Origin of the sequence: Acinetobacter sp. USHLN143 (assembly GCF_037145695.1) — a bacterium.
GTDB classification, from domain to species: Bacteria; Pseudomonadota; Gammaproteobacteria; order Pseudomonadales; family Moraxellaceae; genus Acinetobacter; species Acinetobacter fasciculus.
This window is the reverse complement of record NZ_JBBCWZ010000072.1, coordinates 1-14,352: the sequence shown is the minus strand read 5'-3', so window position 1 is coordinate 14,352 and position 14,352 is coordinate 1. Positions and strand designations below refer to the sequence as shown.

Sequence of the window (14,352 nt, the reverse complement as noted above, 5' to 3'; positions counted from 1 at the left end):
CATTTTAAAGGCAAAGCTATAGTCACGTTGTGTACGTTTAACTCGTTGTTCTCGTTTATGTTCCATAAAATAAGTCTCTTAAGGTGTAAACTTATTTCAGGACGGGACATTTTCTCTAAACAAAAAGCCCGCTTTACGCAGGCTTTTTATCCGAAAAATTTAAACTACAGAATTAGCGTTTAAATTTCTTCTCGGCTTTCTTGAACTTCTGTACATAACGACGTTTACGTGCAGCTGCACGCTCATCCACTTGAGACTTACGACCTTCAAACGGGTTTTCCGAAGTTTTAAACTCGATTTTAATCGGTGTACCTTCAAGCTTGTACACTTTACGGAACACGTTTTCCAGGTAACGGCGATAATCTGCAGGAGTTTTATCCACCTTGTTTCCGTGAATCACGATCGTTGGTGGATTCTGCCCACCCATATGCGCATAACGCATTTTAATACGACGACCCTGAACCATCGGCGGTTGGTGGGCATCTGTCGCATCATTTAAAATCTGGGTGATTTTTGCTGGTGACACTTTCAAGCGTGATGAATCATAAGCACGGTGAATCGATGGATAAAGATCACCCACACCCGTTCCATGCAATGCAGAAATCAAATGCACTTTGGCCCATGGAATGAAATCGAAGCGACGCTCTACATCGAGCTTACATTGCTTACGATCATATTCAGTCATGTTATCCCATTTATTGACTGCAATGACCATGGCACGACCCGCTTCAAGTGCATAGCCAATCAAATGCAAGTCCTGCTCAACAATACCATCACGCGCATCAACCACAACAACAATGACATTAGCATCTTTCATTGCCTGTAAAGTTTTAACAATCGAGAATTTCTCAATCATTTCATCAACTTTACCTTTACGGCGCACCCCGGCAGTATCAATCAGGGTATATTGACGGCCATCACGCTCGAATGGAATATAAATCGAGTCACGTGTTGTACCCGGCTGGTCAAATGCCACCACACGCTCTTCACCGAGCAAACGGTTCACCAGCGTTGACTTACCGACGTTCGGACGACCAATAATCGCTAAACGCAGACCCGTGTTTTTGTCATGCTCTTCCGGATTTTCATCTTCCGGTACATCAGCAAGTACATCTTCCAGCATCTGCTGAACACCACGACCATGGCTGGCTGCCACTTGTAGCGGCTCGCCCATACCCAGTTTGTAGAATTCAACCAGGGCAGCTTCAGCATGTACGCCATCAACTTTGTTGGCAACCAGAAAGACTTTTTTGCCTAAAGTACGCAATTCACGGGCAATCTGTTCATCAGAAGCCAGCAGTCCGGCACGCGCATCAACCACAAAAATGATGATGTCAGCTTCATGAATGGCAGTTTTGGATTGCTCTGCCATATATGAATCAATACCACCTTCATTTTCACCAATACCGCCGGTATCGACCACAATAAAGGATTTATTTTGATAGGTAGCATCGCCATATTTACGGTCGCGTGTCAGACCTGCAAAGTCTGCCACCAATGCGTCACGGCTCTTGGTAATCTGGTTGAACAGCGTCGATTTTCCGACGTTCGGACGACCAATGAGCGCAATTACGGGTTTCATAGAGTAACCTTTATTTAATATCAGGCGTCAAAGTGGCCTGAACATCAGAAAGCATAGGAAGATATAAGGGGTAAATACCCTAAATAAAAACACGGGGCATTGATTTTTCAATCACCCCGCGTTCACAAAAATACGGTTGTGGCTAGTTTAGCATAAGGCTCGTTAAAATTAACGGTTCTGCCAAATGCTTAATGCGCCCTTGCGTGTAGAAACATAAAGCTGGTTGTCGATGACGCGTAAGCTACGCACTTCCCCAGAGGTTTTCGAACGACCAGTAATCTGTCCGGTACGCGGATCAATCAGGTGCAAGACACCATCCAGATCGCCGACTACAAGATCAGTACCTAGCATCACCGGATTACTTAACTTGCGATTCAGCAACTGGTCATTTTCCCAAAGCGGTTGACCCGAGGTAATTTCAAAGGCTTTGATTTTGCCATCGGTTTGCGCCACAAATACACCATTGCCCACAACTTCTGGACGCTGGATACTGCTGGCATCTTCACTCCAGACCACCTGTTGTGAAGCTAAATCCAGCACAGTCACCTGACCTTGATAACTGGCGGTCACCACAAACTGGCCTGCAACGACCGGTTCACCGTCAATATCAACCAGACGCTGGATATCAGAACGTCCATCCGACACTGCGACACGACGCTGTAATTTTGGCACACCACTTAAGGCATCCAGTGCATAGATATAAGCATTGGAAGATGCAATCAGTACATTACGCGCATCTAATGCAACCGGTGCAGCCATACCACGTAGGCTGAATTGTACATTAGGTAAGTCATAAGTCCAAACTTGCGCACCCGTCGCAATTTCATGCGCATATACGGTGCCGTCATTGCTGACACTAATGACCCGCCCTGCATGAATCAGTGAAGGCGCCAGTAAAGCACCCGTCAATTGCGCAGTCCATTTCTGCTCGCCGGTTTGTTGATCTAGCGCAAACAGCTGACCTTTCTGGTTGCCGACGACAACAAGACCTTCGGCAGCTTCAACGCCAGAACTTAAATTGTCTTTGCTGACTTTCTTCTGCCACAGACGCTGTTTGCCTTTAAATGCAGACACTTCGCCTTTCGGGTCAATCGCAAAGACCACGCCATTGTCTGCATCCAGACGTAAACGCAACGGATCAGCAGCATCTGTTGACGCCACACTGGTGGAAAATACAGGGACCAGGGTTTTGGCTTGGGTCAGTTTTGGAAGTGGATTCGGTTTTACTTCTGGAACTTTAGTGGTTTTACCTGCACAGCCAGCCAGTGCAAGCGTTAAAACAGTCAAGGCACAGGTAATTTTGTATTTTCTATTCATGCAGCTTCTTCCGCTTGTGTTTCTATAATTGGGCGTTCGATTTCTGGATCATCGACTAACACGCCTACGCTTTCGAGCTTAATTTGTAAAATCTGACGTTCTTCTTTACGTTCAATCAAAGCATCCCATGCACTTTGATATACTTTTTTCGCATTTTCAATATCATTTTTGGCAACATAGATATCGCCACGTGCTTCATCGGCAGTTGCTTTAAATGCAGGTTCAGTCACTGCTTCTAAAGTTTTCAATGCAGCATCATATTTTTTCTGTGCCAGTTGCGCATAGGCCAGACGAAGTTTAACCACCTGAACCAGGCCTTTATCATCTACTTTCGAGTTTTCAACTTTCTGTAGTGCTTTCTCGGCCGCAGCATAATCTTCTTTGTCATAAGCCAGTTTCGCCATGACTAACTGGGTTTGAATCGCCTGAGCTGAGTCAGGCGCTTCCTTGACAATTTTGTCCGCAGTTTCAGACAGCTTGGCAAAACCATCACCTTTCGATGCCTGTGCATCATCCATCAACTGCTGAACCTTGGCAGTGTGCATTTGCGACTCTGCCAGGTTTTTCTTCTGCCAATATTCCCATCCAAAAAAGGCAATCAGCGCAATTAAAATCCCGGTAATCATCGAAGAACCATATTTCTTCGTAAAGGATTTTAAGCTTTCAAACTGTTCATCACCACTCATTGCGCTCATGAGATTACCCTTTTCCTAATGTTTTATCGATTATTTTGAAGAAATTTTAGTACTAAAAAATGCAACGAAGTCCGTAAATGGTACATTCGATTGCTCTGCGGTTGCCAGCTCTTTCACAGTAAACGCCTGAGCTTCCAGTTCACGTTCACCCAAAATCGCCGCATACAAAGCACCGGCTTGATCAGCCTTTTTCATTTGCGATTTCATTGAACCCTGTGAGCCTACTTTCAAACGAACCTGACTGCCTGCTGCTTCAAGCTGATCACGGATCCGCTCCGCAATGACCAAAGCTTTACCTTGAGAAGCCGGTTCAGCCACCAGGAATACTTCACAATCACGTGTCGGGGTATTGTCTTCAACCTGCTCAAGCAAAAGCAATAAACGCTCGATACCCATGGCAAAACCAACTGCAGGAACAGACTGATCTGCCTTTCCTTTAAGCTGCCCCACCAGGCCGTCATAACGGCCACCGGCACAGACTGTTCCTTGTGAACCCAAATGGGTTGTGGTCCATTCAAAAACAGTTTTGTTGTAATAGTCCAGACCGCGTACCAGTTTTTGATTGATCACGAAGCTCACGCCTGCATCAGTCAAATACTGCTGTAACTGGGCAAAATGCGCCAGAGTTTCTTCACCCATAAAGTCATGCAGTTTCGGTGCATTTTCCAAGATGCTTTGTGTTTTGGCATCTTTAGAATCCAGAATACGCAATGGATTCGTGGTCAGACGGCGCTGAGAATCTTCATCCAGATCCGCTTTATGCGACTCCAGGAATTCAACCAGTGCCGCACGATATGCTGCACGCTCATCCGACTCACCGAGTGTATTTAACTCAAGCTGAACCTTGTCTGCTACACCCATACGTTTCCACAGACGCGCCGTCATCAAAATCAGTTCTGCGTCCATGTCCGGAGTCGCAACACCAAAAGTTTCCACACCAAACTGGTGGAACTGACGGTAGCGGCCTTTTTGCGGTTTTTCATAACGGAACATTGGGCCGATATACCAGACGCGAGGCGTCGCACCGCGCAGCAGGTTATGCTCCAGCATGGCACGTACGCAACCCGCCGTCCCTTCAGGACGCAAAGTCAACGACTCAGGCGGATTGCCTTTGTCGAGGAAAGTATACATCTCTTTTTCAACGATATCGGTTGCATCACCGATCGAACGTTTAAACAAATTAGTCTGTTCTACGATAGGCAAACGGATTTGTTGATAGCCATAGGCATCCATCAAACCGGATAGATGCTGTTCAAGACGTCTCCAAGCTGAGGTTTGCGTTGGGAGAATGTCATTAAAACCTTTGATTGCGACGATTGAACTCATGATCTACTCAGGAAAACTTGTACGAATAATTTCTTTAGATTTAGCTTCTTCAAGCTCGGTAACACGTTGACGAACCATAGTTTCGATTTCATCAACCAATTGATTCGTGTCAATTAAATGGCTCTTCTCACCATTACGGTACACTAGTGAACGTGGTGCTGCACCTACGACACCGATATCCGCTTCTTTGGCTTCGCCCGGCCCATTGACCTTACAGCCAATGACAGACACATCCATTGGGGTACGAATATCTTCTAAACGCTCTTCAAGTTGCTGCATCACGGAAATCACATTAAATTCCTGACGTGAACAGCTTGGGCAGGCAATGAAGTTAATCCCGTTTGAGCGCAGACCCAACGATTTCAGAATATCAAAACCAATTTTAATTTCTTCTTCAGGCTCGGCTGCTAGTGAAATACGCATGGTATCCCCAATGCCTTCCATCAGCAGACCACCCAAAGCGATCGCAGATTTAACCGAACCGGTACGGTAAATACCCGCTTCTGTGACACCCAGATGGAGCGGATTATCAATTTGCTGTGACAGCAAACGATACGCATCCATGGTCAGGAACACATTCGAGGCTTTGACTGAAATTTTGAATTCCTGGAAATCCAGACGGTCTAAAATATCGATATGACGCATCGCAGATTCAAGCAGTGCCTGACCCGTTGGCTCGCCATATTTCTTTTGAATATCTTTTTCCAGTGAGCCGGCATTGACACCGATCCGCATGGAAATGTCGTTATGACGTGCCGCGGCCACCACTTCACGGATTTTCGCTTCCGAACCGATATTTCCCGGGTTAATCCGCAGGCAGTCTGCACCCAAATCCGCAACTTCCAAAGCAATTTTATAATCGAAGTGAATATCGGCCACCAAAGGTACATTGACCTGCTTGCGAATTTCACCAAATGCCGCCGCGGCTTCCATGGTAGGCACAGAAACCCGCATGATGTCTGCACCGGCATCTACACAGCGCTGAATCTGTGCAACCGTAGCTGCTACATCACAGGTTTCAGTATTAGTCATCGACTGGATACTGATTGGTGCATCACCACCCACATAAACTGAACCCACACGAATTTTACGTGTTGGACGACGTTTAATTGGATTTACGATCATCGTTCTGCTCTACTCTTGATCTGTTAAGGTGATAAACGGAATTCTGCTTTTCCGTTCACAGTGTAGGGTGACAATGAAATATTTTCATTATTTAAACTGAGTGATACAGCCGATGCATCATCCAGACGAATCTGGAATGGCGCTTCACCATTCAGCTGCAAGCTCGATGCCTGACGGCCAGTTGCCAGAACATTACCCGCCGAGTCGACAATATGCACCGAAGTCGGACGGTTAAAATCAAGTTTCAGCTGATCACCGGAAAGTGCGGCACCTGTATCCAGATTCAGAATCTCGACATTAGAAGCGCCTACTCCAGAGACTTCACTGCTATTTTGTGAATTACTACTCGACCAGTTCTGAATCATGGCAAACAGTGCACCCAAAATCAGCAACAGTACCAGCGTAATAAAAATTCGTTTTAACCACTTACGATTGCGGTCACGCTTGGAACCTGGCAATTTCCCCATAATTTTGATAGGAGAATTGTTCAGGGCATGGTTCGGCAGCAGCCCGGTATCATTGGTATAAATTTCATCAAAACGCTGAATAATACTAGACGCATCTACACCCAGAAATTTGGCATAAGTCCGGTAATAACCTTTGATAAAGGTTGCTTCAGGCAAAGACTTATATTCGTCCTGTTCCAGTGCAGTCAGGGTTTTGACCGGGATGTTCAGCTCTTTCGCTACATCTTCCAGATTGCGCTGCTGATTGATACGAATCTGGCGCAAGTACTCGCCCGGACGTTGAATATTTCCTAACGCATTTGGAGCTACGCTCGAATGATTCGATGGTGAATTAGGATTTACTTCCATACGGCCTCAGTACTGTACTGTAATTGCAAATAACGTTGGTATTCCTGGCTTTCAGGAAAAAGTGCACGTAACTGGTTGACCAATACCTGCATACCCAACTGATCACCCCCGGCACGCGCAGTGCGAATGCCGACCCAGAGCGCACGGGCACCCTGATTTTTCTGTCCCACACCACGCACAAACTGTTGATACATTTGTGTCGCCGCCGGGAACTGCTGGTTCAAATAAAATATTTCTGCCAACTCTAACATTGAAATATAAGAATCGCGATTGGCTTGCAGCGCCTGTTTGAATGATTTTTCAGCATTTGCTGTATCACCCAGTTTCAGGTAAATCCGCCCCATATTTTCCAATGCACGGAATCGCTGATCATAACCCAACGTGGCACCAGCAATTTGAAACTGCTCGATCGCATCATTATAGCGTTCAAGCTGATATAAATAAGTGCCGTAATTATTTCGCGCCTGTGCATTTTTCGGATCTGCCGAAATCGCACGCTTGAAATAATGATCTGCTTTTTCGAGATTAAGCTTGCTACCTTCCTGCTGCAATAGCACGCCCATCATCATATTCGCTTGAGAATCACGCGGACTGCTTTCAAGTGCCTGATCCAGCGCACGTTTAGCTGCATCCAGGTCACCTGTTCTCAAATATTCTACCGCCAATTGGGTACGGACTTTGGTGGCCTTTTCAGGGTCTTTCTGACCCAGATCTGGCGTCTGACACGCGACTAAAACCAAAGACACACATACTGTTGAAATCAAAGCAAACTTAGATGTTAGATTTCTCAACTGGCGACCTCTTATTATCCTTGTGAGCGCATGATCTCATTCGATTGCGCAATTTTCTTTTTCCACTGTTCCGCACGACGGGTGCGGTCAGCAACTTGTCCGACTAACTGTCCGCACGCGGCATCAATGTCATCACCGCGTGTCTGACGAATCGTACACACAAAACCGGCATCAGACAAAGTTTTTTGGAAAGAAATAATCCGGTTGCGGCTTGAGCGGCCATATGGCGCATGCGGGAACGGATTAAAAGGAATCAAATTAATCTTGCTTGGCAAATTCTTCAACAGCTTAATCATTTGCTGGGCATGTTCAGGATGGTCATTCACGCCATCTAACATCACATATTCAATCGTCACATGTTTACGTGAACTTTCGTTACCATCTTTAGCAATATAGCGCTGACATGCAGCAATCAGCTGCTCAAGCGGATATTTTTTATTGATCGGCACCAGCTCGTTACGCAGTTCATCATTTGGCGCATGCAATGAAATAGCCAGCGCCACGTCAATATCTTTGACCATCTGATCGATTTTCGGTACCACACCAGAAGTCGATAAAGTCACACGACGTTTTGACATGCCGTATGCAAAGTCATCCAGCATAATACGCATTGAATTCAATACTGCATCGTAGTTGAGCAATGGCTCGCCCATGCCCATCATCACCACGTTCGTGACTGAACGTTCACGCTCAAGTACAGGCACATCTTCCATATAGGAATAGTTCGCCATCCAGAGCTGACCGATAATTTCGGCTTGAGTCAAATCACGCTGGAAACCCTGTTTACCGGTTGAGCAGAATGAACAGTCCAGTGCACAGCCCACTTGTGAAGAAATACACAAAGTGCGACGTAAACCACTGCGATGTTCAGCAGGAATCAATACGGTTTCGACGAGGGAACCTTCACCGTCGCCAACACGGAATACCCATTTACGGGTACCATCTTTAGAATAGTTTTTATGCACCACTTCAGGCGCTTTAATTTCACAAATCTTTTCCAGTTTTTCACGCAGTTTGCCGGAAATATTGGTCATTTCAGCAAAATCAGTCACAAAGAACTGGTGAATCCATTTCATCACCTGCCCGGCACGAAACTTCTTCTCACCCATGTCCTCAAAGAATTTTTCCATTTGCGGACGTGACATGCCAAGTAAATTCACTTTCTCGACAGTATTTGCCTGTGCTGGAGCGGATGGAGTGTGTTGCTGTGGCTCAGAAACTGCTGATACAGCGACTGCTTCAGTACTCATGTGTATTACCTAAACCATGTCTAAAGATGAAAGGAGAAGCTCAATATGTGAGCAAAGAATTATTCAGAGAATAAAAAAACCAGATAAGTATAATAACACTTATCTGGCTTGAATACTGCGAATTAACGAGTACGTGGAGCAATCTCAGTTTGAGCGAAGAAGTAGTTAACTTCACGATCAGCAGATGCTACAGAGTCAGAACCGTGAGCAGCGTTTTCATCGATGCTTACAGCGAAATCTGCACGGATAGTACCAGGAGCAGCTTCTTTAGGATTCGTCGCACCAAGGATGTCACGGTGAGCAAGAACAGCGTTTTCGCCTTCAAGAACTGAAACAACAACTGGACCAGAAGTCATAAATGCAACTAGGTCAGCAAAGAAACCACGTTCTTTGTGCTCAGCATAGAAGCCTTCAGCTTCAGCTTGAGTCAAATGTTTCATTTTAGTTGCAACAATTTGAAGACCAGCCTTCTCGAAACGAGCAAAGATGTCGCCGATGTGGTTTTTAGCAACTGCGTCTGGTTTAACGATAGATAAAGTACGTTCGATAGCCATGATAGGCTCCTTAAGTCAATTGTTGACATGAAAATTTGGCGCATTATACCGAGATAATGCGCATTTTTCTGCTTTTCATCTGTAAAAAAATGCTTTTTTAAGATGAGGCCTTAGCGTGCCTCGTCAATCCATGCCATTTGAATGGCTTCAAGCAAACCTTCAGTCGACTTGGTTGGATCATCTTCAAACTCAGGCAAAGCACACACCCAGGCATGTAAATCAGTAAAACGAATCCACTGCGGGTCCACATCTGGATGCGCTTCATAGAGTTCAATCGCGATATCGAGCGTGTCAGTCCAACGTAAACCCATCTCTATTTCTCACCATAATTGCTTTGATGCTGTACTTTAACAAATCTGTGAAAATCTGCGAGCCTTTGCTCCGGCTTTCACTTATTTTTACAGCACAATATTCAGATAAGGCGCGGTCAGGACAATGGCAATTGCCATCATGCCACCCAGAATTGCGCCAACTGCCACATCACTTGGATAATGCAATCCCAGCACCATTCGGGACACTGCGACCAGAACCGTAAAAGGCAACATCAGCATCAGTAATAAAGGTGCGACATAACCTAAAACGGTGGTTGCCATCACGGCATGCAAGGTATGCCCGGAAGGAAAACTGAAATGATCCAGTGGATGCTCACCCAAACGGATCACTTGATGTACCTGATAAGGACGTGGTCGTACAGTTTTGATTTTAAGCACCTTGTAAATCATAGTACCTATAGTACTTCCCAAAATCAGATAAACAATCTGCACGGTATAGATCAAGCCTTGCATGATCCAGACCAGTATCAGCATGAAATACCAAAATGCACCATTTCCTAAGCGGCTAATCATTTTAAAAAAAGTGGCAATACGGACTGAATGCGAAAAATGATTCAGATAAACACAGCCTTTCAAATCGATTTCTAAAAATTTAATTTTTACATTCTGGAGTTTCACACTGTTGCTCCTTTCTTGTTTTATATCCTGTATTCCTGATGCTGTACCAGTGAATACAGTGCTTGTTCAAATTGCCGGACCGGGTATTGCCAGCCTACCTTTTCGGCTTTTTTACGTGCTTGCGCGCCCATTTGTTGCAATTTTTGCAGATCAGGCAATCCGAGCATCTGCTGGATCAAACCTTGCTGATGTCCAAGTCTGCTCAACCATCCCGTTTCACCATGCTGCACATGCAAATTTGCACAAGCATAATCATAAGCAATCACTGGCAAGCCACTGGCCATCGCTTCCAATACCACATTTCCAAAGGTTTCTACCTGACTGGCAAAACAGAATACATCTGCACTGGCATACACCGCTGACAGTTTTTCCCCTGTCAAGCTACCGGTAAAAACAATGCTACCATCCTGATTCAGTTGTTGCAGTCGAGTGCGATCCGGCCCATCTCCGACCACCACCAAACGCACATCTTGCTGACGAACCTGACGCAGCACAAAATAGGTTTTGATCAGCACGTCAATTTCCTTTTCAGGAGAAAGCCGTCCGACATACAACATCACCCGGGTCTTGTTGGAAACTCCCCAAGCATAGCGCAAATCTGGTGATCGCCACTTTGGTGAAAATGTATCTGGATCGACGCCTCTGCCCACGACTGCCAAGGGACAAGTTACACCAAACTGATTTAAGGCTTGAGCCGTGCCTCGACTCGGGACACAGGTCAAATCAGTATTATTATGAAACCACTTTAAATAACCTTGAATTGGCTTCAGTAAAAAGGCCAAATCAAAAAACCGACTAAATTCCTGAAATGACGAATGGAAACCGCTAGAGACTGGAATTTTATGGAATTTTGCAAGCTGCTGAGCTACCAAACCCAAAGGGCCTTCGGTCACAATATGAATAATATCGGGTATAAAAGTTTCAACAGCTTGATGGATTTTTAGAAATTGCGGTCTACCAAACTGCAAATTACTATATTTAGGAATGCAATGCGCTTTAACCAGACATTCACTATGCGGTTGAAAATCATTACAAGCTTGTCGTTGTTCTGGACGTATTAATAAAATCTTATGCCCCTGTTTTTGTAATCCTTTACAAAGTTGCAATAAAGCATGGGCAACACCATTGATTTCAGGAGGCCAAGTTTCGGTAACGATGGCAATTTTTAAACGGGACCGTGTCAGATCTTCTAGGACTATTTTGTCACGAATAGCCTGTTTACGTTGCTCTTTTAAATCAAACTGGATTTTGTGAATAACAGGTCTTTGCTCTAATAATTCTGAGATGGAAATTTGTTGCATCTCGCACCTATTCGCTTATATTTTTCACCCAGTATAGAAAGATCTCATGACTATTTGATGAATAAAAATAACTAAAAAAACCAAAAATAAATCTTCTAAATTATTATTTATATTAAAAAAATAAGTGAATACCAATTATTCCTTAGACTAAAAAGATATTCACTTTATACAGATCTTCATTTAACTCCCTCAAAGTTTCTGCATGGTTGCTCTACTGTACTGATCCCAGGTTGGTTTAAAGTCTTTCAGGCAATTTCCTTATTTCTATGATTTAAAAATTAATATCGACAGAAATCCGATCACGATAAGTTCCAGCTGGAACCCCATTAAAAGGATTCTCTTCGAGTTGAACCGAAACGATATATTTCTGTCTCTGTGAAGCTCCCTGATTAACTCTGACTCCCCATAACCCACTATTTGCACCACTCAAATTTAATTTGGTACGCAATTTATTAGGACCATTAGACACATAACTTATCCCGTTGGAACTCACCAGGTTCTGACTATTAAATAAAATTGAATAGCCCATATCACATGAAATATTAAATGAAGTGGCAGCCTGACTACGCTGATAGCTGGCTAGACGTAATTCTGGAGTGGTAAAACCATCAATCGAGCAATATTGGGCCATGGCTATTTCACTCATACTGAGTGCGGTAATAAATAAAAAGAGCTTTTTCATTTTTCTACTCCTACTTACATATAGTTTCCAGAATTTGCTTGTCTGAATTCTGGAATTGGTTTTCATTCAGAATGAATTGAGCCTGGCACTGCTGCCCTCTATTAGTCTTCACTTTAATGTTGTAAGTGCCTGCTTTAAATAGATATAGGTAAACAATACCCTTACTATCAACAAAAGAAGGTTCTGTACTGAGACCATCCACAAGAACCTCAGAGCCTATGACTAAATTATTTTGTTGTGCATCTTTAATTCTTAGCGCAATACGTTTGGTTTTATAGATAGGAAAATTCAGCTTATATCCACGTTGATCCAGACCAATCATTTTTTTAGAAGAGTGTTCAAAAGTTTCTTCCATCGCTAACTGGTTATGGTCAAAAGAAATATCGTAATGGATATAAGGGATGATGTTATGTATAAACATATAGCCTTGATTATTGGTGCTTCCAGCTAGACTCGCTGAGCGATAGATATCAAGATTTGGATGTTGGTCCACCTCAACCAAAGCAAAAGCATTATCAGCATATTTAGTGAATGCCATTTTACCCCCCAACCAGACCAAGGCACCCTCAAACATAGCCTGTGAATTACGACGATCCTCATACTCATCATGAGAAAGTTGTAAATTACCAATACTGGTTTTCCATAAACCATAAGCATTGTAATTCACTTCTTCTTCAGTGCGATTAACCCCCAAAACATAATCAAAACCATTCTGAGTCATCGTTCTATGACTAAAACTTAAACCCGTTTCATTATCCTCAGTATCGTGATTTAAATAAATTTGACCCTTTTCTTCCCAATCGTAAGATAAGGCGATATTGAAACCATGATCCCCATCATTCCCAAAATCTTTATAAAAGCCAAAATTTGTATATAATTTTTTTGTTAAGCTTTTTGAAGCTCGAATATCAAAAATTTTCTGAGTATCATTACTAAAACCATTTTGATCATAATAAGATTGATAAATATAACTAAGATTTAATCCATCAATGAATCTCAAATTGGAAAAATTAAAATATAGAATATTTGAGGCTTCAATATTAGAGTCATATACATCACCACTTAAATATTGATATTCCTGAGTAAAATATCGACTACTTAAACCAAAGGACCAGTTTCTGAAATCCCGACTTAGAGCTATCGAAGCCGCATATCCTTGTTCATCATCCACTTCTGTCTGGCTAACTGAAAATGCACTATCCATAAGCAAGTATTTACTTATTCCTTGGGTCCATAAAAAATCAAAATTGCTGACATCTTTACTATATAAAAAATCTCCTCCCAAGGTCATTGAAGAAGTTACACCTCGCCGATAAAACAATTTTGTAAAAAACTCCCGATAATCATCATCGACATAATCATAGTTATATCTTAATTTACCCAATGAAATATTATATTCATTCAATTTTGGTTTTAATAATCGATTATTAATATAAACGGGAAAACTCTGGACGGTCCTATTCCCTAAAATATCTTCTACAACAATTTGCGCATCACCCGCCTGATTCAGCATTGCTCCAGCAGGAAGATTATAATTACCGGGGGTCACAGAATCCCGATATAAACGTACCCCATTAATATATAGATCAATTGTTGAGGGTACGCTTGCACTTCCATTTAAAGTCGGCGCATTCCAGTAAACAAAGTCTGGACGATTGGTATAGTTGGTACCAAAGCTTAGCCCCCCAAACCGAAAAGAATTATTTAAACTGCTATAAGGACTTGTCGTATCTCCCAAGGTAAGTCTTGAAAAGATTTTTGGAAATTCAACATCGAGCGTCGTATTGACACGTAAAAATCCTTCTTCAATATCTTCAGGTTCGGCGAATTCAAACATGAGGTGCGACAGTTTGAAAAGTCTTATGATAATCAACAAGCTGAGCAAATTTCTCTAATGGTGTAAGCCAATCTAACGCTTTTCTAGGACGAGTATTCAGTGACATGGCAACTTGATTTAAATAATG

Annotated in this window: 14 protein-coding genes and 1 pseudogene; all 15 read right to left on the bottom strand. The window is 43.3% G+C overall.

Translation table 11 applies throughout. The annotated features are described in order from the left end of the window. Nucleotides 1-172: 172 nt before the first annotated feature. Entirely contained in the window at nt 173-1,582 is a 1,410-nt protein-coding gene (der, locus tag WFH18_RS14420) for a ribosome biogenesis GTPase Der (RefSeq protein ID WP_004278348.1), read from the bottom strand. 168 nt (nt 1,583-1,750) lie between these two features. Continuing rightward, nucleotides 1,751-2,899 (bottom strand): outer membrane protein assembly factor BamB, encoded by a 1,149-nt coding sequence (gene bamB / locus WFH18_RS14415; protein WP_262458170.1) that lies wholly within the window; start codon nt 2,897-2,899, stop codon nt 1,751-1,753. Beyond that, nucleotides 2,896-3,594: a YfgM family protein gene (locus tag WFH18_RS14410; protein ID WP_005103250.1), complete on the bottom strand. Its 699-nt coding sequence runs from the start codon at nt 3,592-3,594 to the stop codon at nt 2,896-2,898. The genes bamB and WFH18_RS14410 overlap by 4 nt, the downstream gene beginning before the upstream one ends. Nucleotides 3,595-3,624: 30 nt before the next feature. Beyond that, nucleotides 3,625-4,920 (bottom strand): histidine--tRNA ligase, encoded by a 1,296-nt coding sequence (gene hisS / locus WFH18_RS14405; RefSeq protein WP_262458169.1) that lies wholly within the window; start codon nt 4,918-4,920, stop codon nt 3,625-3,627. A 3-nt stretch (nt 4,921-4,923) separates the two neighbouring features. Beyond that, nucleotides 4,924-6,045 carry a flavodoxin-dependent (E)-4-hydroxy-3-methylbut-2-enyl-diphosphate synthase gene (gene ispG / locus WFH18_RS14400; protein WP_262458168.1) on the bottom strand — a complete coding sequence of 374 codons (1,122 nt, stop codon included), beginning with the start codon at nt 6,043-6,045 and terminating at the stop codon, nt 4,924-4,926. A gap of 23 nt (nt 6,046-6,068) precedes the next feature. Continuing rightward, nucleotides 6,069-6,860 (bottom strand): helix-turn-helix domain-containing protein, encoded by a 792-nt coding sequence (locus WFH18_RS14395; protein ID WP_004647463.1) that lies wholly within the window; start codon nt 6,858-6,860, stop codon nt 6,069-6,071. Beyond that, nucleotides 6,851-7,651, bottom strand: a complete 801-nt coding sequence (gene pilW, locus WFH18_RS14390; protein WP_005103248.1) for a type IV pilus biogenesis/stability protein PilW — start codon at nt 7,649-7,651, stop codon at nt 6,851-6,853. Before pilW ends, WFH18_RS14395 begins: the two co-directional genes overlap by 10 nt. 14 nt (nt 7,652-7,665) lie before the next feature. Then, a complete protein-coding gene (rlmN, locus tag WFH18_RS14385; RefSeq protein WP_004278358.1) occupies nt 7,666-8,901 on the bottom strand; it encodes a 23S rRNA (adenine(2503)-C(2))-methyltransferase RlmN in 1,236 nt (411 codons plus the stop codon). A 122-nt stretch (nt 8,902-9,023) separates the two neighbouring features. Next, a complete protein-coding gene (gene ndk / locus WFH18_RS14380; protein ID WP_004647460.1) occupies nt 9,024-9,455 on the bottom strand; it encodes a nucleoside-diphosphate kinase in 432 nt (143 codons plus the stop codon). 110 nt (nt 9,456-9,565) lie between these two features. Next, nucleotides 9,566-9,766, bottom strand: a complete 201-nt coding sequence (iscX, locus tag WFH18_RS14375) for a Fe-S cluster assembly protein IscX (protein WP_004278360.1) — start codon at nt 9,764-9,766, stop codon at nt 9,566-9,568. 87 nt (nt 9,767-9,853) lie between these two features. Beyond that, a complete protein-coding gene (locus tag WFH18_RS14370; RefSeq protein ID WP_004278361.1) occupies nt 9,854-10,405 on the bottom strand; it encodes a phosphatase PAP2 family protein in 552 nt (183 codons plus the stop codon). Between the two features lie 20 nt (nt 10,406-10,425). Beyond that, nucleotides 10,426-11,706 carry a glycosyltransferase family 4 protein gene (locus WFH18_RS14365; protein WP_262458167.1) on the bottom strand — a complete coding sequence of 427 codons (1,281 nt, stop codon included), beginning with the start codon at nt 11,704-11,706 and terminating at the stop codon, nt 10,426-10,428. 271 nt (nt 11,707-11,977) lie between these two features. After that, a complete protein-coding gene (locus WFH18_RS14360; RefSeq protein WP_005107879.1) occupies nt 11,978-12,388 on the bottom strand; it encodes a hypothetical protein in 411 nt (136 codons plus the stop codon). A 10-nt stretch (nt 12,389-12,398) separates the two neighbouring features. Further along, nucleotides 12,399-14,225, bottom strand: a complete 1,827-nt coding sequence (locus WFH18_RS14355; protein ID WP_336755102.1) for a fimbria/pilus outer membrane usher protein — start codon at nt 14,223-14,225, stop codon at nt 12,399-12,401. Further along, a pseudogene (locus WFH18_RS14350) lies at nt 14,218-14,352 on the bottom strand (IS30 family transposase); the annotation flags it as partial. The gene WFH18_RS14355 and the pseudogene WFH18_RS14350, both read right to left, overlap by 8 nt.